This window comes from Thalassobacillus pellis (assembly GCF_016908295.1).
Lineage (GTDB): Bacteria > Bacillota > Bacilli > Bacillales > Halobacillaceae > Thalassobacillus > Thalassobacillus pellis.
In genome coordinates, this window is sequence record NZ_JAFBDO010000001.1 from 207211 (window position 1) to 232447 (window position 25237).

A 25237-nucleotide genomic window follows, 5' to 3' on the forward strand; every position below is an offset into this window, starting at 1 on the left:
CCCTCCCTAAAGCCTCACCCGACCACAGAATGGGCGGGAATGCCTTCTTCCACTTCCAGCTGTTCAAACCACTGAAGCTGTTCGCGCAGTTTTACTACCTCCCCAACTATGATCATGGAAGGATTTTTGATTTCCCTGGACTTTTCGATAATGTCTTCCAAGGTTCCCGTTACTGTTTTCTGGCTTTCTGTGGTCCCAGCTTGAACAAGCGCTATCGGCGTCTCTAGATCTCGGCCATGACGGATTAGCCGGTTACATATCTCCGGCAGCTTCCTGACACCCATATAGATACACAATGTATCCATACTTTTCACCACATGTTCCCAATATTTTTCTTCGTCTGTTCCAAGCTTGCTGACTCCTGAAATAAAAGTAACAGATGAACTGTAGTTACGATGGGTTACAGGAATTCCTGCATACGCCGGGGCAGCTATACCCGAAGTAATACCAGGAACAATTTCAAAAGGTATGTTCCTTTTTGCTAATGCCTGTGCTTCCTCACCTCCGCGACCGAAGATAAAGGGATCCCCTCCTTTAAGCCGCGTGACCGTTTTACCCTGTAAAGCGTATTTACACAAGAGGCCATTGATGGTTTCCTGGCTTAAGGAGTGATTATCCGGGCTTTTCCCGCAATAGATGAGCTCTGCATGGTCAGGCGCCTCATACAGTAACTCTTCGTTGATCAACCGATCGTATAAAATCACGTCAGATTGTTGAATAGACTTTAAACCTTTTACCGTTATCAGCTCCAGGTCACCTGGACCGGCACCGACCAAAAATACTTTTTTCATGCTTGATCACTCACTCCTTCATCCATTTAAATACTCGCCTGCTCATTCCAGGACTCAGTACTTATATCCATCCTTTTTCCTCAAGATAGTGAAGAACCTGCTCTGTGCACTCCTCTTCACTCCATTCTCCTGTATGCAGTGTCAGTTCTGGTGATTCAGGTGATTCGTAGGGAGAATCAATCCCTGTAAATCCTTTGATTTCTCCGCTTCTTGCTTTTTTATAGAGTCCTTTTGGATCCCTCACTTCGCATTCATCGAGCGGGCAATCCACATGGACTTCCAGAAATTCATCTGCGGGGAGAATATTCCGTACTCGATCCCGATCTTCCTGATAAGGAGAAATAAAAGCGGTCAATACGATTGTGCCACTGTCTGCAAACAATTTTGCCACTTCACCGATTCTCCGGATATTTTCCTTACGGTCCTCCGGGCTAAATCCAAGATCGGCGTTCAACCCATGGCGAATATTGTCACCATCGAGAACATAGGCGTTAATTCCTTTTTCATACAGCCGCTTGTTCACAGTATTTGCGATGCTCGATTTTCCAGAACCTGAAAGGCCTGTCAGCCAGATCACTCCGCTGCGATGACCATTTTTTTGACGGTAATCTTTTTTCTGCACTGTCGCCTCATGCCACACAATATTAGATGCCAATATCGCTCACCCTTTCTGTCCCTGACTTACAACTTCACTGCGCTGCAGTCCTTTGATAAGCGTTTCGGCAACTTCAGGACGACTAAAAGTTTTCGGAGGTTTTTCGCCATTTCGAAGCAGTTCGCGTACCTTGGTGCCGGACAAAATAACGTGCTGGTCATCATCATGCGGGCATGTTTTATGGGAAACCATCGCTTCACAAGCTAGACAGTAAAAGCTATGTTCGAAGAATAGGGGCGTGATTCCCAGTTCATCTTCCTCAAAATTACTGAAGATTTTTTGAGAGTCATAGGTTCCGTAATAATTACCGACACCAGCATGGTCACGCCCTACAATGAAGTGCGTGCACCCGAAGTTTTTACGTACCAGGGCATGGAAAATTGCTTCCCTTGGGCCGGCATAACGCATGGCAGCATTAAAGACTGCGAGCACAACACGGTTGGCTGGATAATAGTTTTTCAATAAGACCTGGTAACTTTCCATCCTCACGTCACTTGGAATATCATCACTTTTCGTTTCGCCTACCAGCGGGTTGAGGAACAGCCCATCAACTGTTTCCAGTGATGCTTTCTGGATGTATTCATGGGCTCGGTGTACAGGATTTCTTGTCTGGAATCCAACAACTTTTTTCCAGCCCAATTGCTTAAATAAATCTCTTGATTCAGCCGGGTCTAAATAAAATTTATCGTCATGCTCCCGGGAAGGACGTGTAAGTAATTGGATTTTACCTGCAACATAGAAATCAGGACGGTCATATAGTTTTTTTACACCTGGATGATTGGTTTCCGTTGTTCGGTAGACATTTTCTGCTTCCTGGACCTTATCGGGCTGATAAACTTCCTCTATTTCAATCAGGCCATAAACGGTCCCGTCTTTTTGCAGTTCTGCCACATCCCCCTGTTCCAAACGATCAGCCTGCTCCTCATCTACTGGCAATGTAATCGGAATACTCCATGGTGTTCCATCAGCCAGCCGCATATTTTTCACAACAGATTGATAGTCTTCCTGATTCAAAAATCCTTCAATCGGGCTGTATGCCCCTGTCGCAATCAGCTCCAAATCGCTGAGAGCCATAGGATCTAATTCAATGCTAGCCGTTGGATCCGAGAAGTTTCCTTCCAATCGATTTACAAGTTTTCCTCCATGAGGTTGAATAAGTGCCATATTGCAATTCCTCCTTAAAATGGATCGTATTATTTTTCATTTCCTGATGGGACATGAAGTCCACATTCCGTTTTATTAAATCCACTCCATCTTCCGGCCCTTGAATCTTCGGAATCTTCTACTGCAAAAGTACATGGCATACAGCCGATGCTCGGATAACCTTGATCATGTAACTCGTTATAATCCAAGTTGTTCTGCCGAATATAGTCCCAGACATTATCCCAGGTCCAGTAAATAAGCGGACAGACTTTTACGGAATGGAATCGTTCGTCCTTATTTACAAAGTCTGTGTTGCTTCGGCTGGCAGATTGATCTCTGCGAAGTCCCGAAATCCAAGCATCCACACCATAGAGGGCATCTTCAAGAGGCTTGATTTTCCGGATATAGCAGCACTGGTTCGGCTCTCTTTTCCAAAGTGCTGAGCCATATTCTTTCGCCTGCTCATCGACAGTAAGTTCGGGCTGTTTCATCGTGATATTTAGTGCAGGATATTTTTGTTTAACTTTTTCAATCAATTCATACGTTTCAGGAAAATGCAGCCCTGTATCAAGAAAGACTATTTCCGCATCCTTTTTCACTTTTGATATCAAATCAACCAACACAATTCCTTCTGCTCCAAAACTGCAGGCATAAACGAGTGACTCTTTATAAGTGTCATAAGCCCACTGCAGAATCCTTAAAGCTCCTTTGGTATCATCTTCTGGATCCCATCCTTCAAAAGGGTCCCCAGGAAAGTGCTCATAAGTAATCGTATTGCTCTCCATTTTCTCCCCCCTCCGGGATAATCGAATCGTAGAAATAAAAAACCTCTCTACTTAAATGAATAAGAAGAGAGGAATATTCAGCAATAAATTGCAAAATTTCCACCTTCTTATCTTTCAAACGCCTGCTTGCGCCTGCTGGAATTGGCACAGTGTCCGAAATGATGATACCCGAACCCGTTGCCGAGGCTTCGAAGGGCCAGTCCCTCCACCTCTCTAGATAAGAATGCCGATAAGTTAACTTGGTTTTTTAAAAAGTATTGGTACACATGTTATGGGCATTTGGAAAAAATGTCAATAGGTACTTTGAATATTCATACTTTTTACACGATTTTTTTAAACGCAGTTGACAAACGTTGGAAACTGCTTTACATTTATATCTATTATTCATCACACCATACGAATCCTTATAAAGAGCCGGGGGAGGAAACTGGTCCTACGATCCGCAGCAACCTCTTGCTATCAGGAAGGTGCTCAGTCCAGCAGACAATTTGTCTGGAAAATAAGGAGAGGACATCGATTTTATACCTCTTCTTTTGAAGAGGTTTTTTTATTGCTTCTATCAAGCCTAGATAAGAAAATATTATGCTTTAATTCCGAGTATAATGATCTGATTAGTAATATTTTGTGAAATGAGGAGAGGATGGAAATGAGAAAGCTGGTTATTTTCGCTTTAGTGGGATTTTTTGCCCAATTAATTGATGGGGCCCTTGGAATGTCATTCGGTTTAAGCTCATCATCACTGTTAATCGCATATGGACTTGCCCCGGCTGTGGTTTCATCTTCGATACATATGTCCGAAATTGCGACAACCGCCGTTTCCGGCATTTCTCATTATAAATTTGGCAACCTGGATAAAACACTCGTCCTGCCCTTGGTTGTGCCCGGTGCAATCAGTGCTTTTCTAGGAGCTGCTTTTCTCAGCAGTTTGCCTGGCGAAGTGATCAAGCCATTTATTTCTGTCTTCTTGCTTTTGCTCGGAATTTATATCGTAGTACGTTTTCTGTCGTTAAGAAGTACTCCTGAAAGTTCAAAAAGGTCGCCTTTGAAGAAACGTTTTCTTTATCCTTTGGGTGCAGTGGCAGGATTTTTTGATGCAGTGGGCGGTGGCGGCTGGGGGCCAATCAATACACCTATTCTTCTTTCTCAAAAAGGTGCGACCCCACGTAAAGTGATTGGTACTGTTGATACAAGCGAATTCGCTATTACCATTTCCGCGACACTCGGTTTTTTATTATTTTTGGGCTGGGAACAGTTCAGCTGGATATGGGTTCTGGCTTTCATGATCGGCGGCGTTATAGCAGCCCCAATTGCAGCATGGCTTGTCAGAATAGTACCATCGTTTATTTTGGGTGTTTTGGCAGGAGGTTTCATTATTCTGACTAATGTCCGAACACTGCTTACGACTGGAAATATAAGCAATGATGTTTTGACTGTTATTTACGCTGTACTCCTGCTTGGCTGGCTGGCTGTTATCGTCACTTCTATCCGAAAAAATATCCGTTTTCAAAGAAGGCGGGAAAATACCGTTAACTGATATTTTTCAGATAACAGGTAATACACTAAGTTTTACAACGATTGCATTCTTGCCCTTCAGCTGTCAAAATGAATACAGGAAAGATGAGATTGAAAAGAAAGCTTAGGTGAGAATGTGATAGAAGTAAGAACTTCCAATGTTACGGATGATGAGTCTAATAAAGGAGTTTTCGCCACTCGTAACATAGAAAAAGACAAATTGATTCATGTAGCCCCTGTACTTCCTTACCCGAATGAACAGCATAAGTACATTGAGAAGACGCATTTAGCTGATTACGTTTTTGAATATGGGAAGAATCATACGGCTTTTCTCTTAGGGTATGGAATGATGTTTAATCATTCTTATCAGCCTAACGCCTATTACGAAATCAATTTTGAAAATCATTCATTTGACTTTTATGCGTATACCGACATAAAAGCGGGAGAGGAAATCTTTATTAACTATAATGGGGAAGTCAATGACGAAGATCCACTATGGTTTAATGAAGAGAAAAACGAGAATGAGAGTTAAACATCCTTTTTTGGATGTCGGGTTGTCGAGAAATTTCGACAGCCCTATTTTAATTCTTTCTTCCCCTTCTGACCAATCTGAAAAAGAGTGATGGAAATTGATCTAGAAAAGAGGAACACGTATCTATGCCAAAAGAAAAAACCACCAAGAAAAATTAATTTCTTCGTGGTTTGTTTCGTTTCAGGGCTTTGGGACAGCCTCTTTTTTGCAAGTGTTACTTCCTTTTTGAATCGGGAACAATCGTGCAAATGCCTCGTTCACCCCCGACAAGCTTAAGCCAAGACATCAATTATTTACCCATCATTTTGTTTACTTTTTCTTAGTTGTTATCGATTCATTATTACACAATTTATCACAATCTCTATCTTTTTAATCTGGCTTGATAGGTTTGGTTCCATTCCTATCTTGTATCCCGGTCAAGTAATGGACTATCGTTTGATGCCAATCTGTCTGCCCACTTGTTTAGGCTGGGTTAAATGTTCATGTTCCTGTCGCAACGAGTCAATTCTATTTGCAACTGTATCCGGAAAAGGGGCTGGTATCCCTTTATCCGTATCGATTCCCATTAACATTTGTTCACTTGTTGCCAACTGCTCACCGGCATCATTTTTCATCGTATAGAAAACGTGAAGTCTTTTGGCATCATCATCCAGCAACTGTACAGTGACATGAATAGTTTCATCTTTTCTGGCTTCTTTTAAATAACAAAGATGTGTTTCGAGTGTGAAGATTGTATAGGCATATGATTCCCGTGCCGATTCATCTAAACCGATATACTCCATCAGTTTATCGACAGAGTGACTGAATACAGCCGCATAAGCCGCATCGTTCATATGACCGTTATAGTCTACCCATTCGGAACGAACATGGTCCTTAAAGTGAAATGACATACCCTCACCCCTCTTTCACTATGCTGTTGGATTCTGGCCAATATTCTTCAACTAACCCCAATAATTTAACGAGAAATTCATTGCGTTTTCTTTCAAGCTCAGCTATTTCCTGATCACCTGCGTAGCTCTCACAGCCTTCAATGACACGTTCCTTTAAATCTTCGGTCAATTCCGGAGCTTCAAGCTTTGTCCAAGGGAGTTTCAATGCAGGGCCAAATTGTTCGAGCATATGCCTCATCCCCTGTTCACCTCCAGCAAGATGGAAAGTTAAGAACGGCCCCATCTGTGCCCATCTTAATCCAGCTCCATAGATAATGGCCTTATCTACTTCTTCTGTGGTGGCTATACCGTCATTGACAAGATGCAACGCTTCACGCCAAAGAGCTTCCATTAAACGGTCTGCCACATGACCGTCAATCTCTTTCTCTACTACTAGCGGCTTCATGGCAATCGACTCAAAGAACTGAGTTGCCTTTTCAATGGTAATTTTTTCTGTTGCCTTCCCCCCTACCACTTCAACAAGTGGTAGAAGATAAACTGGATTGAATGGGTGAGCTACAATGAATCTTTCTGGATAACGCATACCATCCTGTAAGATGCTCGGCTTGATCCCGGAAGTACTTGACCCGATCATCGCTTCAGGTTTTGCATGATGGTCTATATCTTTAAGAACACTTTTTTTCAGTTCTTCTCGTTCCGGGACATTTTCCTGGATATAGCCACTTTCAGCGACTGCTTCCTCTAGTGTGCTGGCAAAGCAGAGGCGGTTTTGTGAAGCCCCATCAGCAAGCCCGATCTTTTCTAATGATGGCCATGCTTGCTTGACAGCCTGACGCGTCCTGCTTTCTGCACCTTCTGCTGGATCAAACGCGATCACATCGTATCCTTGGGCTAAAAACCTGGCAATCCAGCCATTTCCAATAACGCCTGTTCCGACCACTGAAACTTTATTTACTGTTTCTATTGTCTTAGCCATTTACTTTCCTCCCCCATCAGGGTTTCTCAAGCCGAATTGTTCACGGGCTTCCTGTGGACTCATCACTTCGATATCGTTGCCATGAAGCATATGAACTGCTTTATCTACAAGCTGGTCATTACGGGCCATAACCCCTTTTTTCAGATAAATGTTATCCTCCAAGCCAACACGAACATTACCGCCAAGCATGGCAGATTGTGCTGCAATTGGCATTTGCATCCGACCTATACCGAAGGCAGACCAATGGGCATTTTCAGGAAGGCGATTCTTCATATAGAGAATCGTTTCTGCATCAGCTTCCGCTCCCCATGGAATTCCCAGACAGAATTGAAACATTGGATTTCCATCTATAAGGCCTTCCTTGATCAGCTGATTAGCAAAACGGACATGACCAGTATCAAAGCATTCTAATTCTGGCTTTACACCACTTTCCTGTATTAACTTCGCCTGGTCCCGCAGCCAGTCAGTCGGGCTAAGATAAACCATGTTTCCGAAATTGGTACTTCCGCAATCAAGGGTGCACATTTCCGGAAGCAGTTCACCAACAGGCTCATGCCGTTCATGAGGGGGTTGCATATCTGTGCCTGTTCCTCCAGCTGCCGGCGTATTAAGGCTAGGTATAAAATCACCGCCGCCACCGGAAGTTATATTGATGATGATATCTGTTTCTGATTCGCGAATACGATCCACGATTTCACGGTAATGTTCGATGTCATGACTGATACCACCTGTTTTCGGGTCACGTGCATGGACATGAGCTACCGTAGCCCCGGCCTTGGCTGATTCAATAGCTGCTTCTGCGATTTCTTTTGGTGTCACTGGGACATGAGGGTTCTTTTCCGTTGTTTCTCCGGCACCAGTAACAGCTGACGTTAACAACACTTTCCTTTTCATAGATGTTTCCTCCTTATATATATCTAGTCTTTATTTTACTGTACCATCCAGACGGTTTTTATCACAATACAAACTGTACCATCCAGACGGTTACTAAATCAAGGGGGGAGACTGAAATATCGCTTTTTCGTTCCTACGTCAGATGGAATAACCTTTTATATGACAAGGAAGAAAGCAGCGAAAATTTTTAAGTCCATCAAAAAAACCCCATCCGTAATGGATGAAGTTTAATTATTCTTCCGTCCAGGCCATCAAGGTCCGGTAGACTTCCTCTTTTTTTTCCTTTTCAATTTGGTAAATGTCGAATAATTCCGATAACCACATCCCATCAATGGCTAAACGGATAATGGTGGCTTTGACTGGATCTAATCCATCGTTTTCGATGTTATGCTGCCACTGCTTATAAGCTTCTCGAATCGGTTCCAGTAAATCAGAATTCACCGCTTTAGCTGCAAGTAATCCGGCATTCATGTCTTTATTCTGATAGCTTTGATTAAACGTTACGTCTAAAAAGGAGCGGGTCCACTTTCCTTTTTCCTCTGCATCCTCTTTCGCATTCTTACTTATTTTCTCACGATAATTACCAGCTAGATGTTCTACCATCCCCTGTACCAATGCTTCTTTAGAAGGAAAATGGTAAAGTAAGCCACCTTTGCTTATTCCCGCTTCCTCAGCAACAGCTTCTAAAGTTAAATTAAAAATACCTCTGTCCGTAACAATTTTGGATGCGGCTTCCAATATATCTAACTTACGAGAATTTCTACCCATGTTAATCCCCTTTATTTATTTTTGTAAAAAGTATATTAATAAAACAAAACCTTATTAGTAGAACAAAGGTTGGATTTATGCCTATTACTATACTATTTGGACGGTTTTGTTTCAAGATTGGAACAGTTAATTCGAAAAATTTGTAAAAAATCCTCGATAATTGTAATACGATTTTTACAGGTATTTTAAAGACATTGTCGAAAACAAAAATATAAGTGATGGTCCCGATACTCACAATTACTACAGAAGGAAGGTGAATGCTATTTTCAAGAATAGTTTATTGAACTTAATTCCAAATAAAGAGCAAAATGTTTGTGAGAAGAAGCTTTCCAAGGTTATGAAACGCCTTAATATTGAAGATTTCGATTTCAACTGGGACCGCAGCAGCTGCTATATTGAATTTAAATTTCAGGAGCAGGCCTACAAGCTAGAGCATTCTATTGAAAAGGCCAGAAAAAGAGGAATACTGTTAAAAAATGGAATGGATTGTTTAATTGCGTTGACACAATCTCTTGAAGATTTATGCGTTATTATTGATAGAGGTACTTATGATTTCGAGACATGGATTTCTGGCATGAAAGTGATGCCTGCCGACCAAAATGTCCCTGAATATGAGGAAGAATTGCAACTGGAATATGAGTCTCTTGGTGAGCAGGATTATATCGACTATGATAAAGATGAGCAGTTTATCCCTTTCACTTCGAGAAAAATGGATCGAAACAGAGTTATTCAGCGCACATACAGTAAATAAAGAAAAGTGCTGTCTTCCTGGTCTTTGATAGACTAAAAGAAGACAGCACTTTTTGCTTTTCAACTCCACATGTTCAGTTCCCTGTCATCATGAGCTATTAGAGGTGTTTTCCTCTTTTTTCATCAGAATCTCCATCCTAAAAAAATATAGCCGATGACTCCAATAAACGCCGCAGCCAGGCCTATCACAAAAATCACTTTGTTACGCTTGGCAGGGCTGTCTCGATTTCGTTTCGATATTATACTTATCACAGCAATGATAGCGGCTAAAACACCAATCCAAAACCCATCCATCCATAATCCTCCTAATCTGTAATTACTACCAGCATATAAAAAGAATGCCGGTATGCTTCCGGCATTCTTTTTAGGCTTGTTATTTATTCAAGTTGTAAAATGCTTTGCCGCCGGCATAAATACCAGTTCCAAGGAGCTGATCTTCGATGCGAAGCAGCTGGTTGTATTTCGCTACACGGTCGGTTCGAGACGGTGCACCTGTCTTGATTTGACCAGCATTTGTCGCAACAGAAATATCCGCAATTGTGGAATCTTCTGTTTCACCGGAACGGTGGGAAATAACTGCAGTATATCCTGCTTGTTTCGCCATTTCAATCGCTTCAAAGGTTTCGGTCAGCGTACCGATCTGGTTCACTTTAATCAGGATGGAATTCCCGATACCTTCTTCAATTCCGCGGCTGAGCTTCTTCGTATTGGTGACGAATAAGTCATCTCCGACAAGTTGCACACGGTCACCGATACGCTCGGTCAGCTTCTTGAATCCTTCCCAGTCGTTTTCGTCGAGTCCGTCTTCAATAGACACGATAGGGTACTTGCTGACAAGCTCTTCATACCAGTCAACCATCTCTTCAGATGTACGTACCACACCTTCACCTTTTAAGTTATATTTACCATCTTCGTATACTTCCGAAGCTGCAACATCCATCGCCAGTTTAACTTCTTCATCTGGCTTATAGCCTGCTGCTTCGATAGCTTCGATAATAGTAGATAGTGCTTCTTCATTGGACTGAAGGTTCGGTGCAAATCCGCCTTCATCACCTACCCCAGTGTTGTAGCCTTTATTTTTCAACACTTTTTTCAGGGAATGGAAAATTTCTGCTCCCATACGTACTGCTTCACTGAAGTTTGGTGCACCGACCGGCATGATCATGAATTCCTGGATATCGACGTTGTTATCCGCATGCTCCCCGCCATTCAAAATGTTCATCATAGGAGTCGGAAGTGTTTTAGAGCTGAAGCCTCCAAGGTATTTGAACAATGGCAGGCCGACGAAATCAGCTGCTGCATGAGCTGCTGCCATGGATACGCCAAGGATGGCATTTGCACCTAGTTCTCCTTTGTTTTCCGTTCCATCAAGCTCAATCATCAAGGCATCAATAACCACTTGCTGAGTCACATCAAGTCCTAGAAGCTCAGGCCCGATTTTTTCGTTGACGTTCCTTACAGCTTGCTGAACACCTTTGCCTAGGTAACGATCTTTGTCTCCATCACGCAGCTCAACAGCTTCGTATTCACCAGTAGAAGCACCGCTTGGTACTAATGCGGAACCAAATGCTCCGGATTCTGTGTAAACTTCTACCTCAATTGTCGGGTTACCACGGGAGTCCAGTACTTCACGTGCGTACACATCTGTAATATATGGCATAGAAATTCTCCTTTTCATGAAAAAATTATTTTTTGATCAGGGATGTTCCTGTCATTTCTTTTGGCAGTGCAACTTCAAGCAAATCGAGTAATGTTGGGGATAAATCTGCTAAAATGCCACCTTTGCGAAGCTCAATGCCTTCTTTTGTGACAATGACTGGTACAGGATTAGTAGTATGAGCAGTCATCGGTCCGCCTTCCGGTGTGATGACTTCATCGGAATTACCATGATCTGCAGTGATGATGGCATGTCCGCCTTTTTCATGGATTTTATCGACTACTTTACCTAAGCATTCGTCTACAGCCTCAATCGCTTTGATTGTCGGTTCAAGCATACCTGAGTGGCCAACCATATCCGGGTTGGCGAAGTTCAAGATGATAGCGTTATGCTTGTCTGCATCTAGGTCCTTCAACAAGGCATCTGTTACTTCGTATGCACTCATTTCCGGTTTTTGATCATACGTAGGCACTTTTGGTGAATCGATCAAAATTCGTTCTTCCCCAGGAAATTCCTGTTCACGTCCGCCACTCATGAAGAATGTGACATGGGGATACTTTTCTGTTTCAGCAATTCGGAGTTGTTTCAAATCATTTTGCGCCAAAACTTCTCCAACCGTGTTATCCAGGTTGACAGGTTCATAGGCAACTTTACCATCAACGGTTTCGCTGAACTGGGTCAGACCAACAAAATATAGGTTTTTCGGCGCTTTGTCTCCCCGTTCAAAATCACGGAAATCCTCATTGGCAAACGTGCGTGAAATCTGGATGGCACGATCCGGTCGGAAATTATAAAAAATAACAGAGTCTTCATCCTGGATCTGCGCTTTTGGATTTCCATCCTCATCTACGATAACAGATGGGATGACGAATTCATCATAGATTTCATTAGCGTAGGAATCCTCCACTACTTCCATGGCACTCTTGTAAGTCGGACCTTCTCCATAAACCATAGCATCATAAGACTTTTTCACACGGTCCCAACGCTTGTCACGATCCATGGAATAATAACGCCCGGAAATCGTTGCGAACTCACCAGTGCCGAGTTCTTTCATCATGTCTTCTGTCTGTTTGATGAATTGTTTAGCAGACTGTTGTCCAACATCACGGCCATCAAGGAAACCATGGACATATACTTTTTCTATTTTATAATCGGCCGCCATTTTCAGCAAGGCGAAAAGGTGATCGATATGGCTGTGAACCCCTCCAGAAGATAGCAGACCGAATATATGCAAGGCTTTGTCATGCTCTTTTGCATGCTGGATTGCATTGACAAATGCCTCATTCTCATAAAAGTTGCCTTCTTTTATAGACAAGTTGACACGAGTAAGGCTCTGATAGACGATTCTGCCCGCTCCAATGTTCAAATGGCCGACCTCAGAGTTTCCCATTTGTCCTTCAGGAAGACCGACCGCTTCCCCAGATGCCTCCAGCTGGGAATGTGGAAACTGATTCCAATAGCGGTCAAAGTTTGGTGTCTTGGCTTGTTTGACTGCGTTTCCCATTTCTTCATCCCGCAGTGCAAAGCCATCTAAGATGATTAGTGCTGCAAGTTTGTTGTTACTCATGCTTACCTGCCTCCACAAGTTTTAGGAATGACTCAGCTTCCAGGCTGGCACCGCCCACAAGTGCGCCATCAATATCAGACTGTCCAAGTAGCTCGTCCACATTTGCCGGCTTTACGCTGCCGCCGTATTGGATACGGACTGCTTCTGCTGCAGCTTCTGAAGAGAAGTCCTTCACAACATTACGGATATGCGTACACACTTCATTGGCATCCTCAGCGGAAGCGGTCTTTCCGGTACCAATCGCCCAGATTGGCTCATATGCGATAATCACTTGTTTTACCTGGTCATCGCTTAAACTTTCTAATGCATTTTTCACTTGGCTTTCAACATGGTCCTTGGTTTGATTGCTTTCGCGCTGTTCCAAGGTTTCCCCAACACAAATAATCGGTGTTAATCCATGCTTGAATGCAGCATGCACCTTCTTATTGACATCTTCATCTGTTTCTTTGAAAATTTCGCGACGCTCCGAGTGTCCTAAAACAACATAAGTGACACCAAGATCTTTCAACATCACCGGGCTGACTTCACCGGTAAAAGCACCGCTTTCTTCAAAGTGCATATTCTGCGCTCCGACCTTCAATGGAGTTCCCTCTGTCTTTTCGACCAATGATTGCAGGAAAGGAAATGGTGCACAGACAACAGATTCTACCTGCTCTTCTGATGGTACTTCGTTTTTTGCTTTCTCAACAAATTGATCTGCTTCACTTATTACCTTGTTCATCTTCCAGTTACCTGCAATTACCTGCTTACGCATACGCTCACCTCTCCCAATTATTTATCGTTCAATAAAGATACGCCGGGAAGTTCTTTTCCTTCCATGAATTCCAATGATGCTCCCCCGCCTGTTGATACATGATCCATTTTTCCTGCATAACCGAACTTTTCGACTGCTGCTGCAGAGTCTCCGCCACCGATGACAGTATAACCTTCTGTTTCGGCAAGTGCTTCTGCCACAGCTTTCGTTCCGTTAGCAAAAATTTCGAATTCAAAAACGCCCATCGGTCCATTCCAGATAATCAGCTTGGAATCCTTCACGACCTCGGTGTATTTTTCGCGGGTTTTTGGACCAATGTCCAATGCTTCCCAGTCTGAAGGAATACTGTCGATTGTCACTTCCTTCGTGTTTGCTTCACGGGAGAAATCATCAGCCACAATGACATCTTCAGGCATCAGGAAGTTGACCCCGTTTTTCTCCGCTTTTTGCATGAATTCTTTTGCTAAGTCAATTTTATCTTCTTCTAGTAATGATTTGCCGATTTCATAGCCTTTCGCTTTCAAAAAGGTATAAGCCAATCCTCCGCCAATGATCAAGTTGTCCACTTTATCTAACAGATTATCGATGACACCAATTTTGTCCTTCACTTTTGCACCACCGATAATGGCCGTGAACGGACGATCCGGATCAGATAGTGCCTGTCCAAGAACTTTCAATTCTTTTTCCATCAATAAACCGGCAGCTGCAGGCAGGTGTTCAGCAACACCAGCCGTTGAAGCATGGGCACGATGTGCGGCACCGAATGCATCATTGACATATACGTCAGCCATATTGGCGAATTCTTTCGCAAGATTATCATCATTTTTTTCCTCACCAGGATGAAAACGGACGTTTTCAATCAATAAAACATCTCCGTCTTTCATATCTTTGATAGCGCGGTTAACTTCATCTCCATAGACTTCATCGGTTTTCGTCACCGTCTGGCCAAGCAAATCGCTTAAACGGGCCGCGACTGAATCAAGGCGGAGCTCCTCATGTACTTCGCCTTTTGGGCGGCCAAGGTGGCTTGCTAAAATGACTTTTGCGTTGTTCTGGACAAGATGCAGAATTGTCGGTAATGCCGCTTTAATACGAGTATCGTCGGTAACTTCACCTTCCGCCATCGGCACGTTGAAATCCACCCGGCAAAATACTTTTTTTCCATTAACATCGATGTCACGAATCGTCTTCTTATTCAAGGTCAGGACCTCCTTTTGATTGACTTTCCCTTTTATATACTTCCTTGCTTTAGGTATATATCCTTCTCCTATTTTCACGAAGGTCAGAAAAACTTGGCTTGTCGCTAAGTCCTTATGGCGAAAGCCTTAGTTTTACTTATACTTTAATCCTTTAAAAAAGGTAACTTACTTAAAGTACAAGGAAAAGGAGGAGGATTACGGACCTCCCCCTTTGGTTTGTTACTTATGAGCAGACCCTAATCTGTATTAAAGTCCTTTTTCTTTAAGAAATGCAGCCAAATCTACACAACGGCTGGAATAACCAAATTCGTTATCGTACCAGGAAACAACTTTCACCATGTTGTCTTCCAATACCATAGTAGAAATAGCGTCAATTACAGAAGAGTTGGTATTACCATTATAGTCGCGGGAAACAAGCGGCTCTTCACTGTAACCAAGGATGCCTTTAAGCTCTCCTTCAGCAGCTTCTTTCAATGCAGCATTCACATCTTCTGCTGTAACGTTCTGATCTAACTCCGCAACAAGGTCCACAAGTGAAACGTTTGGAGTCGGTACACGCATTGCCATACCGTTCAATTTACCATTAAGATCAGGAAGAACTTTTCCTACCACTTTAGCTGCACCTGTAGTTGTCGGGATGATGTTTTGAGCTGCTGCACGGGCACGGCGGTAATCTTTATGAGGCAAATCAAGGATTTGCTGGTCATTCGTGTAAGAGTGAACAGTTGTCATCAAGCCGCGCTTCAAGCCGAACTTGTCGTTAAGCACTTTAGCAAATGGTGCAAGGCAGTTCGTTGTGCAAGAAGCGTTTGAAATTACATGATGACTGGATGGATCATAATCTTGTTCATTTACACCCATCACTACTGTAAGATCTTCTTCTTTTGCTGGAGCGGAAATGATTACTTTCTTAGCTCCTGCATCCATATGCTTCTTCGCATCAGCACGGTTAGTGAAGCGGCCAGTTGATTCGATGACTACCTCAACACCAAGGTCTCCCCAACCAAGCTGAGCTGGATCTTTTTCAGAAAGTACTTGAATCTCTTTGCCACCAACGACAAGATTCGTGCCGTTGACAGTAACTTTTTCTTCTAGTTCCCCATGAACGGTGTCATATTGTAATAGATGCGCCAGCATGTTAGCATCTGTCAAGTCATTTACTGCTACAACTTCCACATCGTCATTCTGAAGGGAAGCGCGGAAAACGTTACGTCCGATACGTCCAAAACCATTAATACCAACTTTTACTGTCATACTGAAATTCCTCCTTGAATTTAATTGTTACTTTATTTAAAGGGACGAATCCCTTAAAAGCTTTTGTGCTGCACCTTCATCGGTGACAAGAACATTGCTCTTACCTGGCTTGAAGTAAGACGCTATGGCATCTGCCTTGGATTCTCCGCCGGCGACGGCAATCACATGCTGAGAAACGGAAAGATCTTCAAGCTGCAGACCTACTGTCCTGACTTTGTGGACGATTTCACCTTTTTGATTAAAGTAATAACCGAAGGCTTCTCCGACAGCCTGGCCTTGCTTGATTTTCTCCATTTGCTCTGGTGGAGTCTTTCTTCTCTCGGCCATCGTAACAGCATTGCCTATTCCATGAATGACCGTATCCGCATTCTTGATCAGGTCAAGCACTTCTTTGACAGATGGCTCTTCCGTAATGGTAGAATAAGATTCCTCGCTGATGGGATCAGGCACATATAATAGCCGGTAATCCCCTCTCGCTTTCTTAGCCATCTCTGCACAAATGGTGTTTGCCTGGTTTTCCACTCTTTCCCCCAGTCCTCCCCGTGCAGGGACAAACAAGAAACTCGGGGCATTTTTGAATGGAGTCATCATTTCGGCAACAGCTGCCATCGTAGAACCTCCCGTAATCGCTACCGTCTGTTCTGCCGTCAATTTGTTCTTCAGGTAAGACACACAAGCTTTTCCCAATTCCTGTTTTACCCATGGCAGTTCATCACTGTCCCCGGGAACTACAACAACATGGTCTAAATGTAATTTTTCCCTTAACCTGTTTTCTAAAACGTCTATACCTGAAACGTCTTTGATAAAATCGGCAAGCTGCTCCAAAATTCCCTTCCCTTCATAGGTCAAATGCATCCCCTTTAAAGTGACCTCGATGAAACCTTGCTGGTTCAAGAAGTCTACCTCGCTTCGTACCGTCCGCTCTGCGATTGCCATGTTATCTGCCAGGCTTCTTCGACCGACAGGTTCCATCAGCTGTATGAAATGCAGAATCTGATACCTGCGCTGCATAATTTCGAGAAGATCAGGGAAAAGTTTCTTTTGTAGATCAATTAAAGCCCTCATGGAAAAGCTCCTTCAATTTCTAATCTTCCTAACCGGGATGTTTTTGTCCCGACCAGTCATAATATGTCCCACGTAGAGCAAAAAAATATTTCTTTCAGTTTTCATACTACCAGTACCATCTTATAGTCGCAAGCAGAAACAAATAGAAAGTTATTGTAAGCGTTTTTTCAAAGAAAACAAATCTATCTGCTCGCAATTCAGCTCTTCTCCTTCTATAACTACCACTGGAATTTCAATTTGATAACGCTCCAGTAATTCGTCATCCTGATAGATATCCTTCTCTATAATTGTAAAATCATGCTCATATTTCAATATTTCCAATAATTCTTTTGCTTCATCACACAAACAGCAGTTTTCCTTTGTATAAAGTATGACTTTCTTCATGACCTTCCCTCCGACTCTTAATTCTATTCCATTTTACCATAGCCTGTTCCATCAGTCTTTTATGACATCTGAGTAATTTGGCCTGTCGCCAAGCGCCTATCGCGAAAACCCTGGTTATCCTTATCCTTTAACAAAGTTAACCTTTCTCAAAGCAAAAAAAAGACGCTAAGATGCGCGTCCTTCTTTTTTGTCGTAAAAGCCTAGGTTTATTTTCTGTTCTTTTGTTTTTAAAAATCGTGTAAGCTCTTCGCCGGCACGTTCTGCGGTGTTTCGTTTCAAGGAATCATAGTTGAAAGACAATCGGGAGCGAGAAGCCATATCATAGACATGTATTCGCCTGTCTTCTGAGATTCGTTCTGTATACAAGATTTTATAGCGAATTATTTTCGTCGTAAACACCCCATTTATAAGTGGTACTCGACAAGATTTTCTCTCTATTATAGAATAACATGTTTTGGTAGTAATAAAAACATTCGTTCGATTACGTTTCCATTACAGCCTCATGTCTTGTATAACACAGGTTTCATCAATAGGGAGAAAGCCCTCTTTTAAATAATCCTCCGGTTAAGGCTAAAATCAATGCTTATTGTGTCGATATAACGAGTATTAAAACCTCACACATTTACTAACTTCGGCATGAAAGTATAGGTGATTTAATTGGATAAGTCGTCATTAATTGGAGTAATACTTGGATTGATTGCAGTATTTGTCGGGATGATATTAAAAGGGGTAAGCCTTTCAGCACTTATCAATCCGGCAGCTATTTTGATTATCCTTCTGGGGACAGTTGCCGCTGTGACAATCGCATTTCCTTCCAGTGAATTGAAACGGATTCCACAATTGTTCGGAATCCTGTTTAAAGAAAAAGACACACTGACCATTGAAGAATTGATACCGATGTTTTCTAACTGGGCCACTATCGCACGAAAGGAAGGTCTGCTTGCTTTGGAAGCTCAGCTTCATGAGATTGAGGATGATTTTTTAAGGAATGGTATCGGCATGGCTGTCGATGGACAAGTAGCTGAATTTATCCGTGACGTAATGACCGAGGACATCGAAGCGATGGAAGAAAGACATTCAGCCGGTGCATCGATTTTCACTCAGGCAGGGACATACGCTCCTACCTTGGGAGTACTGGGAGCAGTAGTAGGATTGATAGCAGCACTGAGCCATATGGACAACACAGAAGAGTTAGGGGTAGCCATCTCAGCAGCATTCGTCGCTACCTTTTTAGGAATTTTCACAGGTTATGTACTGTGGCATCCATTTGCAAATAAGTTGAAGCGGAAATCCCGTCAGGAGGTAAAAGTGAAAGAAGTGATTATTGAAGGTGTTCTTTCTGTACTTCAAGGGGAGTCTCCTCGGGCTATTGAGCAAAAGCTATCTACCTATTTGACCAACAAAGATCGGCAAAGAATCATAAGTGAGGGTGAGCTGACGGATGTCTAGACGTAAAAAACGCAGGAAACAAGAAGAAGAACACATGGATGAGTCTTGGCTCGTACCCTATGCAGATATACTCACCTTGTTGCTAGCCTTATTTATCGTCCTGTTTGCCGCAAGCTCAATAGATGCCCAGAAATTCCAGCAGATTGCCTCCTCCTTCAACAACGTACTAGATGGAGGAAGCTCCATTATGGAATATCAGGCTCCTAAACAGCCGGAACTTGAATCCCTTCCTATAGTAGAAGAAGAAAAAAAACCACTAGAAGAAAAGTCGGATAAACAGAAAGACAAAGAAGAATTAGAAGAATTACAGAGGAAGATTAATAAGTATATAAAGCAAAATAAGCTCGATGATGCCTTGCAGACAAAGCTGACCGAAGAAGGTCTCCTGGTGACATTGCAAGATGGAGCACTATTTGACTCCGCCAGCGCCAAAGTCCGTGCCGAAGATGCCGAGCTCGCCAGGGAAATCTCCGAATTACTGGTGTTAAATCCTCCCAGGAAAATTATTATCAGCGGTCATACAGACAATGTCCCAATCAATAACCATGAATTTGAAAGCAACTGGCACCTGAGTGTCATGCGCTCAGTGAATTTCATGAAGATACTCCTGGAAAATGAAAAACTGAACCCCAGTTATTTCAGCGCACGAGGGTTAGGAGAGTATGAGCCAATTGCCACCAATGAAACAGTAGAAGGCAGGGCCAAAAATCGCCGTGTTGAAATCCTTATCCTGCCTCATGCTGATCTGCAGCCCTAGTAGACTATCAGCGTTTTTTTTGGGTGCTGCTTTTCTGTGGAAAGGAAATCGTTTAAGACCACTGAAAAAGTTCTCTGTAATCTTAAAAAGTTGTTAAAGATTGTTGTTGATTCTCACAAATCGCTTACCGGCGGATGTTTTTTTTATAAAAATGAAGAATTTTTGCATTGTTGATTGCTAGCTTTAGCAGGGAATCGTTTCCCAGCCATACTTTTCCTCTATCAATAATGAAAAACAAAGGTCTGACAATAAGTCTATTTCATTTCATATGGATAAGATTTTTTGTACAGACTTTTTTCTCGCATTAAAAAAGACCTTCTGGCTGCATAAAGCAGCCAGAAGGTCTTTTCTTTGCATTTATAAGCGCACCCGAGAGGATTCGAACCTCCGACAGACGTAGAACCGGAATCTACCGCTCTATCCAACTGAGCTACGGGCGCAAATTGACATGCAATATTCATTATAATGACTGGAAGCGAAAAACGCAAGAAGAATTTTTTGTAAGATTATTTCTCTTATTTTCACTTTTTTTCGAGAAAAAAGAGAAGAAATTCATAATTTTCAGAATTACCGTATAATAATATTCAGCACCAAACTAGATTCACTTCTGCAAAGGAGGCTTTTTATGGCTGAGCAACTTCCCATTTTGGAAGTAGATAATTTACATACACACTTTTTTACTAAGTCCGGCGTTGTCAAAGCTGTTGATGGCGTAAGTTTTTCCGTCAAGCCTGGGGAAACATTAGGAATTGTCGGGGAGTCTGGTTCCGGAAAAAGCATCACTGCCATGTCTGTGATGAAACTTGTCCCCTCTCCACCAGGCAGAATTGTTGATGGAGATGTAAGATTCAATGGAGACAGTCTTCTCCCTAAAACCGAAAAAGAGATGAGGAAAATAAGAGGGAAAGACATTTCGATGATTTTCCAGGATCCGATGACCTCCCTCAATCCCGTTTTCTCTGTTGAAAAGCAGATGTTGGAGACCATCCTTACCCACGAGGACATGAACAAGCATCAGGCAAGAAAGCGAGCAGTTGAACTTCTTGACCTTGTTGGAATCCCTGATGCGAAGAAACGACTAAAGAACTATCCTCACGAATTCAGTGGAGGCATGAGACAGCGTGTCATGATAGCCATGGCACTTGCCTGCAACCCAAAGGTGCTGATAGCCGATGAACCGACTACAGCACTCGATGTGACCATACAGGCACAGATCCTTGCTTTGTTAAAAAGACTTCAAAAGGAATTAGGAATGGCAATCATCATGATCACTCATGACCTCGGCGTTGTAGCAGAAGTTTGTGACCGAGTAATGGTCATGTATGGAGGGAAGCCGGTTGAATTTGCGTCTGTCAAGGAACTATTTGATGGGCCGAAACATCCATATACATGGGGACTGCTATCTTCCATTCCACAAATCCACAACCGTAAAGAAAGACTGGAGGCAATCCAGGGGCTTCCTCCTGACCTGCGTCACCTGCCGGAAGGGTGCAGTTTTGCCCCAAGATGTACGCATGTTAAGGATTCCTGTCTGCACATTGACCCAGCATTGCTTGAGGATGACACCGATCATTTCGTCCGGTGCTTGTTGTATGAAGAGGAAGAGAAGGTGATACAACCATGAGTGAACTATTACGTGTCGAAAATTTAAAAAAACACTTCCCGATTACAAAAGGGGCCATTATTCCGAAGCAAGTAGGAGCAGTACAGGCAGTAGATGGTATTTCTCTTACAGTTAAACAGGGGGAGACTCTGGGCCTTGTTGGTGAAAGCGGCTGTGGGAAATCAACAGCCGGAAGGACAATCCTGAAACTGCTTGACCCAACTGAAGGCAGTATTTATTACAAAGGCAAAGACATCACGGATGTAAAAGGCGAAGATTTAAGGAAGTTAAGAAAAGAAATGCAGCTCATTTTCCAAGATCCCTACGCGTCCTTAAATCCGAGGAAGACGATTGCACAAACAGTTACAGAACCGATGAAAATTTTTGGAATGCCTAAAGAAAAACGGCAGCAGAAGCTCGACAAATTGTTAGAAGTTGTTGGCCTGGATTCCTATCACAAGAACAGATATCCGCACGAATTCAGCGGCGGCCAACGTCAACGGATTGGTATCGCCAGAGCACTTGCCCTGGACCCTGAACTGATCATATGTGATGAGCCGGTCTCGGCGCTTGATGTTTCCATTCAGGCGCAGGTGATCAACTTAATGGAAGACCTGCAAAAAGAGTTCAATCTCACTTATATTTTCATCGCCCATGATTTGAGTGTTGTACATCATATCAGTGACAGGGTAGCCGTCATGTATCTGGGTGAAATTGTAGAAACCGGAGAAGTTGAGGAATTATACGGGAACCCGAAACATCCGTATACCAAGGCGCTGCTTTCTTCCATTCCAGAAGCCAATCCTGACAAAAAGCGGGAACGCATCATGCTTGAAGGAGACTTGCCATCCCCATCTAATCCGCCAAAGGGATGCAAATTCCATACCCGATGCCCGATTGCTGAGGATATATGCAAGGAAAAACGCCCGGTGCTGAAACAGGTTCCAGGAGGAGAACATCAGGTAGCATGCCATCTTGTTAAGGAGGTGGTAGGAGACATACAGTCAACGCCTGTCTAATACTTAACTCACTAAATTATCAAAGGGGGAACTATTTTGAAGAACAAAGCATTATGGATGTTATTTTCTTTATTCGCATTGATGCTACTCGTAGTGGCTGGCTGCAGCGGCAACGATGAAGCCAGTTCAGAGGGAGATTCCGACACTGAAAAAGCAGCGGAAGGAAACGGGGATAATACATTTGTTTTCGGTCGTGGAGCTGACTCTACCCAGCTCGATCCATCTAAGGTTACAGACGGTGAATCTATTTATGTTACGAACCAGATTTATGACACTTTAGTCCGTTATAAACAGGAAGGTACGGAAGTCAAGCCTGCCCTGGCAACGGAATGGAAAGTAAGCGATGACGGTTTGAAGTGGACATTCCAGCTTCGTGAAGGCGTAAAGTTCCATGACGGCACTGACTTCACAGCAGAAGATGTGGTGTTTAACTTTGAACGCTGGACAGAAAGTGCTGAATATGTCTACTACGGCTACATGTTTGGGGCTACGGAAGACGATATGGGCGGTATTATTGAAAAGGTGGAAGCTACAGGTGATTATGAAGTCACATTTACATTAAGTGAGCCGAATGCTCCTTTCTTGAATACGTTGGCTATGCCTCCATTTGGTATCGCAAGTCCTGATGCTATTAAAAAACATGGTGAGGAATACTTCAAAAACCCTGTTGGTACGGGACCATTTGTCTTTGAAGAGTGGATTCCAGATAACAAGATCACTTTAAGTAAAAACGAGAACTACTTTGGTGAGGTAGCTAAAGTGGACGAAGTAGTCTTCCGAGTCATACCAGATAACGGGGCCCGTTTTATGGAACTTCAGGCTGGTTCTATCGATGCCATGAATGGTATGAATCCTCAAGACCTTGATACAGCGGAACAGGATGTGAACTTACAAATTATTCGCCGTCCTTCCATGAATGTTTCTTACATGGCTATGAATACTCAAAAAGGACCTTTGCAGGATAAGAAAGTTCGTCAGGCAATCAACTTAGCAATTGATAAAAAGAAATTACTTACGTTGTTCGAAGGAATTGGAAAGCCGGCAAAGAATCCGCTGCCTCCATCTCTATGGGGATATAACGACGAAATTGAAGATTATGGCTACGATGTAGAAAAAGCTAAACAACTGCTGGCTGAAGCAGGATATGCAGATGGTATGGAATTGACCCTTTATACAATGTCGAATCCTCGTCCATACCTTCCTCAGCCGAAATTTGCTGCACAAGCTATTCAGGAAATGCTGAAAGATGTCAACATCAACGTAGAAATCGTTGAAAATGAGTGGGATGCTCATTTAAGTGCAACTGAAAATGGTGAACATGACATGGCCTTCCTTGGCTGGACAGGAGATAACGGCGATCCGGACAACTTCTTATATGTACTCTTGGATAAGGATAATGCTAAAAAAGGATCAGCCGGAAATATCGCTTTCTACAAAAACGACGAATTGCATGACATCCTGAAAAAAGCACAAACCGAGCTTGATCAGGAAAAACGTGTTGAATTGTACAAAGAAGCACAGGTAATCATCCATGAGGATGCTCCTTGGTTCCCAATTGCACATACAACGCCACCACTTGCTGTATCTAAAGATGTGAAGAATTACATTCCTCATCCAACAGGAAGTGAACCGTTCAACCATTTAGAATTGAAATGATTAAGGTAAAAGGAAGGGACTAAGACTCCCTTCCCTCTTCCCCAAAGAAAATGCAATGGAAAAATCTGGCTCATGACTGGTGATTGAATATCATAATATCTCCGTGGGAACATGCTTGTTCCTTGTAAATGAGCCAGTATTTTTCTAAATATGGAGGAATAACAGTATGCTCAATTACATTATTAGACGTCTCGTTTCTCTCATTCCTGTTCTTATTGGCGTCTCCATTCTGGCCTTCTCTCTCATGCACCTTGTTCCAGGGGATCCGGCAAGAAGCATACTGGGAGAAAAAGCAACAGAAGCGCAGTTAGAGGCATTGAGGGAAGAATTGAATTTGAATGACCCTTATATCGTCCAGTACGGACGTTTCATGGGACAGATTGCCCAAGGCGATCTCGGAAATTCCATTACATCCAAAGAGGCTGTGATTGTTGAAATCGGCTCCAGGTTACCAGCAACTCTTGAACTCACGCTATTTGCAATGGGAATTGCAGTTTTGGTTGGAGTATTGGCCGGGGTCATTGCGGCTGTCAAACAGTATTCCTGGTTCGACAACATCAGTATGTCCGGTGCTTTATTCGGTGTCTCGATGCCTATCTTTTGGCTTGGATTAATGATGATATGGTTATTCGCTGTTGAACTGAATTGGTTGCCGCCATCCGGAAGGCTATCCAATGATATTGAGTTGCAGACCATCACCAACCTATACTTGTTAGACAGTATACTGACTTTAAATGGAGAAGCTTTCGTAAATGCATTCAGGCACTTATTGATGCCAGGGATAGCTCTTGCCACCATCCCGATGGCTATCATTGCACGGATGACGCGCTCCAGTATGCTGGAGGTAATGAAACAAGACTACATACGCACTGCCAATGCGAAAGGGTTAGCCAGCAGACTGGTTGTCTTCCAGCATGCCCTGAAAAATGCTGCCCTTCCCGTTCTCACTGTCATTGGATTGCAATTTGGATTTCTGCTCGGTGGAGCCGTACTGACAGAAACGATTTTCTCTTGGCCAGGAGTCGGTCGTTATGTGATGGATGCGATACTAAGCAGGGACTACCCTGTTGTCCAGAGTACCATTTTGATTGTGGCTGTCATTTTTGTTTTGGTGAATCTGATCACTGATCTCCTCTATACATTGTTCGATCCTAGAATAAAACTGGATTAGGAAAGG

At 42.9% G+C, this 25237-nt stretch carries 25 protein-coding genes, 1 tRNA gene and 2 riboswitches; of the genes, 9 read left to right on the forward strand and 17 right to left on the reverse strand.

The features are described 5' to 3' along the window. Positions 1-14: 14 nt before the first annotated feature. The 4 genes from cobA to JOC33_RS01105 all read right to left on the reverse strand — a co-directional run bounded on the left by cobA (position 15) and on the right by JOC33_RS01105 (position 3374). Positions 15-791 (reverse strand): uroporphyrinogen-III C-methyltransferase, encoded by a 777-nt coding sequence (gene cobA, locus JOC33_RS01090; protein ID WP_205090158.1) that lies wholly within the window; start codon positions 789-791, stop codon positions 15-17. Between the two features lie 61 nt (positions 792-852). After that, the gene (gene cysC, locus JOC33_RS01095; protein ID WP_205090159.1) at positions 853-1446 is read right to left on the reverse strand and encodes an adenylyl-sulfate kinase; all 594 of its coding nucleotides are present in this window, start codon (positions 1444-1446) and stop codon (positions 853-855) included. 6 nt (positions 1447-1452) lie between these two features. Next, positions 1453-2610, reverse strand: a complete 1158-nt coding sequence (gene sat / locus JOC33_RS01100; protein WP_205090160.1) for a sulfate adenylyltransferase — start codon at positions 2608-2610, stop codon at positions 1453-1455. Positions 2611-2639: 29 nt separating this feature from the next. Further along, entirely contained in the window at positions 2640-3374 is a 735-nt protein-coding gene (locus tag JOC33_RS01105) for a phosphoadenylyl-sulfate reductase (protein WP_205090161.1), read from the reverse strand. Between the two features lie 104 nt (positions 3375-3478). Then, positions 3479-3598: riboswitch (SAM riboswitch) on the reverse strand. A 177-nt stretch (positions 3599-3775) separates the two neighbouring features. Beyond that, a riboswitch (SAM riboswitch) is annotated at positions 3776-3880 on the forward strand. A 140-nt stretch (positions 3881-4020) separates the two neighbouring features. Between JOC33_RS01105 and JOC33_RS01110 the strand changes: the two genes are divergently transcribed. Together JOC33_RS01110 and JOC33_RS01115 are read left to right on the forward strand one after the other, a co-directional pair. Further along, on the forward strand, positions 4021-4908 hold the full coding sequence (locus JOC33_RS01110) for a sulfite exporter TauE/SafE family protein (protein ID WP_205090163.1): 888 nt from the start codon (positions 4021-4023) through the stop codon (positions 4906-4908). Positions 4909-5022: 114 nt separating this feature from the next. Further along, positions 5023-5418 carry an SET domain-containing protein-lysine N-methyltransferase gene (locus tag JOC33_RS01115; protein WP_205090166.1) on the forward strand — a complete coding sequence of 132 codons (396 nt, stop codon included), beginning with the start codon at positions 5023-5025 and terminating at the stop codon, positions 5416-5418. A 428-nt stretch (positions 5419-5846) separates the two neighbouring features. Here the strand turns inward: JOC33_RS01115 and JOC33_RS01120 are convergent, their stop codons facing one another. The 4 genes from JOC33_RS01120 to JOC33_RS01135 form a co-directional block, all read right to left on the reverse strand. Next, complete coding sequence (locus JOC33_RS01120) at positions 5847-6308, reverse strand: thioesterase family protein (protein WP_205090168.1); 462 nt, start codon at positions 6306-6308, stop codon at positions 5847-5849. Positions 6309-6312: 4 nt separating this feature from the next. Further along, the gene (locus JOC33_RS01125; RefSeq protein WP_205090170.1) at positions 6313-7284 is read right to left on the reverse strand and encodes an L-carnitine dehydrogenase; all 972 of its coding nucleotides are present in this window, start codon (positions 7282-7284) and stop codon (positions 6313-6315) included. Further along, positions 7285-8178, reverse strand: a complete 894-nt coding sequence (locus JOC33_RS01130; RefSeq protein WP_205090172.1) for a beta-keto acid cleavage family enzyme — start codon at positions 8176-8178, stop codon at positions 7285-7287. It lies immediately after the preceding gene. Positions 8179-8409: 231 nt separating this feature from the next. Continuing rightward, positions 8410-8946: a TetR/AcrR family transcriptional regulator gene (locus JOC33_RS01135; protein ID WP_205090176.1), complete on the reverse strand. Its 537-nt coding sequence runs from the start codon at positions 8944-8946 to the stop codon at positions 8410-8412. Between the two features lie 253 nt (positions 8947-9199). Here JOC33_RS01135 and JOC33_RS01140 point away from each other — a divergent pair, with 253 nt between their 5' ends. Then, complete coding sequence (locus JOC33_RS01140) at positions 9200-9697, forward strand: hypothetical protein (protein ID WP_338054456.1); 498 nt, start codon at positions 9200-9202, stop codon at positions 9695-9697. A gap of 122 nt (positions 9698-9819) precedes the next feature. Here JOC33_RS01140 and JOC33_RS01145 read toward each other — a convergent pair whose 3' ends face one another. From JOC33_RS01145 to JOC33_RS01180, 8 genes are all read right to left on the reverse strand, one after another. After that, the gene (locus JOC33_RS01145) at positions 9820-9990 is read right to left on the reverse strand and encodes a hypothetical protein (protein WP_205090178.1); all 171 of its coding nucleotides are present in this window, start codon (positions 9988-9990) and stop codon (positions 9820-9822) included. Positions 9991-10069: 79 nt separating this feature from the next. After that, complete coding sequence (eno, locus tag JOC33_RS01150; protein ID WP_205090180.1) at positions 10070-11356, reverse strand: phosphopyruvate hydratase; 1287 nt, start codon at positions 11354-11356, stop codon at positions 10070-10072. 25 nt (positions 11357-11381) lie between these two features. Then, the gene (gene gpmI, locus JOC33_RS01155) at positions 11382-12920 is read right to left on the reverse strand and encodes a 2,3-bisphosphoglycerate-independent phosphoglycerate mutase (protein WP_205090182.1); all 1539 of its coding nucleotides are present in this window, start codon (positions 12918-12920) and stop codon (positions 11382-11384) included. Further along, positions 12913-13674 carry a triose-phosphate isomerase gene (gene tpiA, locus JOC33_RS01160; RefSeq protein ID WP_205090184.1) on the reverse strand — a complete coding sequence of 254 codons (762 nt, stop codon included), beginning with the start codon at positions 13672-13674 and terminating at the stop codon, positions 12913-12915. The genes gpmI and tpiA overlap by 8 nt, the downstream gene beginning before the upstream one ends. Before the next feature lie 17 nt (positions 13675-13691). Then, complete coding sequence (locus JOC33_RS01165; protein WP_205090185.1) at positions 13692-14873, reverse strand: phosphoglycerate kinase; 1182 nt, start codon at positions 14871-14873, stop codon at positions 13692-13694. Positions 14874-15119: 246 nt separating this feature from the next. Continuing rightward, positions 15120-16127 carry a type I glyceraldehyde-3-phosphate dehydrogenase gene (gene gap / locus JOC33_RS01170; protein WP_205090187.1) on the reverse strand — a complete coding sequence of 336 codons (1008 nt, stop codon included), beginning with the start codon at positions 16125-16127 and terminating at the stop codon, positions 15120-15122. Positions 16128-16163: 36 nt separating this feature from the next. Beyond that, positions 16164-17192 (reverse strand): sugar-binding transcriptional regulator, encoded by a 1029-nt coding sequence (locus JOC33_RS01175; RefSeq protein ID WP_205090188.1) that lies wholly within the window; start codon positions 17190-17192, stop codon positions 16164-16166. Between the two features lie 150 nt (positions 17193-17342). Then, positions 17343-17576 (reverse strand): glutaredoxin family protein, encoded by a 234-nt coding sequence (locus tag JOC33_RS01180; protein WP_205090189.1) that lies wholly within the window; start codon positions 17574-17576, stop codon positions 17343-17345. A gap of 657 nt (positions 17577-18233) precedes the next feature. On the opposite strand from JOC33_RS01180, the gene motA reads away from it, so the two are divergent. Both motA and motB read left to right on the forward strand, forming a co-directional pair. Further along, positions 18234-19025: a flagellar motor stator protein MotA gene (gene motA, locus JOC33_RS01185; protein ID WP_205090190.1), complete on the forward strand. Its 792-nt coding sequence runs from the start codon at positions 18234-18236 to the stop codon at positions 19023-19025. Further along, positions 19018-19782, forward strand: coding sequence for a flagellar motor protein MotB (motB, locus tag JOC33_RS01190; RefSeq protein ID WP_205090195.1), 765 nt, complete (start codon positions 19018-19020; stop codon positions 19780-19782). Before motA ends, motB begins: the two co-directional genes overlap by 8 nt. A gap of 364 nt (positions 19783-20146) precedes the next feature. On the opposite strand, the gene JOC33_RS01195 is transcribed toward motB, so the two are convergent. After that, positions 20147-20222 (reverse strand) — tRNA-Arg (locus tag JOC33_RS01195). Positions 20223-20407: 185 nt separating this feature from the next. Here JOC33_RS01195 and JOC33_RS01200 point away from each other — a divergent pair. The 4 genes from JOC33_RS01200 to JOC33_RS01215 all read left to right on the forward strand — a co-directional run bounded on the left by JOC33_RS01200 (position 20408) and on the right by JOC33_RS01215 (position 25231). Continuing rightward, the gene (locus tag JOC33_RS01200) at positions 20408-21406 is read left to right on the forward strand and encodes an ABC transporter ATP-binding protein (protein WP_205090196.1); all 999 of its coding nucleotides are present in this window, start codon (positions 20408-20410) and stop codon (positions 21404-21406) included. After that, positions 21403-22404 carry an ABC transporter ATP-binding protein gene (locus JOC33_RS01205; protein WP_205090197.1) on the forward strand — a complete coding sequence of 334 codons (1002 nt, stop codon included), beginning with the start codon at positions 21403-21405 and terminating at the stop codon, positions 22402-22404. The genes JOC33_RS01200 and JOC33_RS01205 overlap by 4 nt, the downstream gene beginning before the upstream one ends. Before the next feature lie 36 nt (positions 22405-22440). Further along, positions 22441-24060 (forward strand): ABC transporter substrate-binding protein, encoded by a 1620-nt coding sequence (locus tag JOC33_RS01210; protein ID WP_338054457.1) that lies wholly within the window; start codon positions 22441-22443, stop codon positions 24058-24060. Positions 24061-24226: 166 nt separating this feature from the next. Continuing rightward, positions 24227-25231, forward strand: coding sequence for an ABC transporter permease (locus JOC33_RS01215; protein WP_205090199.1), 1005 nt, complete (start codon positions 24227-24229; stop codon positions 25229-25231). Positions 25232-25237 lie beyond the last annotated feature (6 nt).

What these genes read in the sequence shown, in the direction of transcription:
- JOC33_RS01120 (WP_205090168.1), bottom strand. Translation starts at nt 6,308, where the DNA reads ATGTCATTTCACTTTAAGGACCATGTTCGTTCCGAATGGGTAGACTAT.
- motB (WP_205090195.1), top strand. Translation starts at nt 19,018, where the DNA reads ATGTCTAGACGTAAAAAACGCAGGAAACAAGAAGAAGAACACATGGAT.
- gap (WP_205090187.1), bottom strand. Translation starts at nt 16,127, where the DNA reads ATGACAGTAAAAGTTGGTATTAATGGTTTTGGACGTATCGGACGTAAC.
- JOC33_RS01205 (WP_205090197.1), top strand. Translation starts at nt 21,403, where the DNA reads ATGAGTGAACTATTACGTGTCGAAAATTTAAAAAAACACTTCCCGATT.
- JOC33_RS01105 (WP_205090161.1), bottom strand. Translation starts at nt 3,374, where the DNA reads ATGGAGAGCAATACGATTACTTATGAGCACTTTCCTGGGGACCCTTTT.
- JOC33_RS01145 (WP_205090178.1), bottom strand. Translation starts at nt 9,990, where the DNA reads ATGGATGGGTTTTGGATTGGTGTTTTAGCCGCTATCATTGCTGTGATA.
- gpmI (WP_205090182.1), bottom strand. Translation starts at nt 12,920, where the DNA reads ATGAGTAACAACAAACTTGCAGCACTAATCATCTTAGATGGCTTTGCA.
- JOC33_RS01200 (WP_205090196.1), top strand. Translation starts at nt 20,408, where the DNA reads ATGGCTGAGCAACTTCCCATTTTGGAAGTAGATAATTTACATACACAC.
- JOC33_RS01180 (WP_205090189.1), bottom strand. Translation starts at nt 17,576, where the DNA reads ATGAAGAAAGTCATACTTTATACAAAGGAAAACTGCTGTTTGTGTGAT.
- JOC33_RS01125 (WP_205090170.1), bottom strand. Translation starts at nt 7,284, where the DNA reads ATGGCTAAGACAATAGAAACAGTAAATAAAGTTTCAGTGGTCGGAACA.
- JOC33_RS01215 (WP_205090199.1), top strand. Translation starts at nt 24,227, where the DNA reads ATGCTCAATTACATTATTAGACGTCTCGTTTCTCTCATTCCTGTTCTT.
- eno (WP_205090180.1), bottom strand. Translation starts at nt 11,356, where the DNA reads ATGCCATATATTACAGATGTGTACGCACGTGAAGTACTGGACTCCCGT.
- tpiA (WP_205090184.1), bottom strand. Translation starts at nt 13,674, where the DNA reads ATGCGTAAGCAGGTAATTGCAGGTAACTGGAAGATGAACAAGGTAATA.
- JOC33_RS01135 (WP_205090176.1), bottom strand. Translation starts at nt 8,946, where the DNA reads ATGGGTAGAAATTCTCGTAAGTTAGATATATTGGAAGCCGCATCCAAA.
- JOC33_RS01130 (WP_205090172.1), bottom strand. Translation starts at nt 8,178, where the DNA reads ATGAAAAGGAAAGTGTTGTTAACGTCAGCTGTTACTGGTGCCGGAGAA.
- sat (WP_205090160.1), bottom strand. Translation starts at nt 2,610, where the DNA reads ATGGCACTTATTCAACCTCATGGAGGAAAACTTGTAAATCGATTGGAA.
- JOC33_RS01175 (WP_205090188.1), bottom strand. Translation starts at nt 17,192, where the DNA reads ATGAGGGCTTTAATTGATCTACAAAAGAAACTTTTCCCTGATCTTCTC.
- cobA (WP_205090158.1), bottom strand. Translation starts at nt 791, where the DNA reads ATGAAAAAAGTATTTTTGGTCGGTGCCGGTCCAGGTGACCTGGAGCTG.
- JOC33_RS01110 (WP_205090163.1), top strand. Translation starts at nt 4,021, where the DNA reads ATGAGAAAGCTGGTTATTTTCGCTTTAGTGGGATTTTTTGCCCAATTA.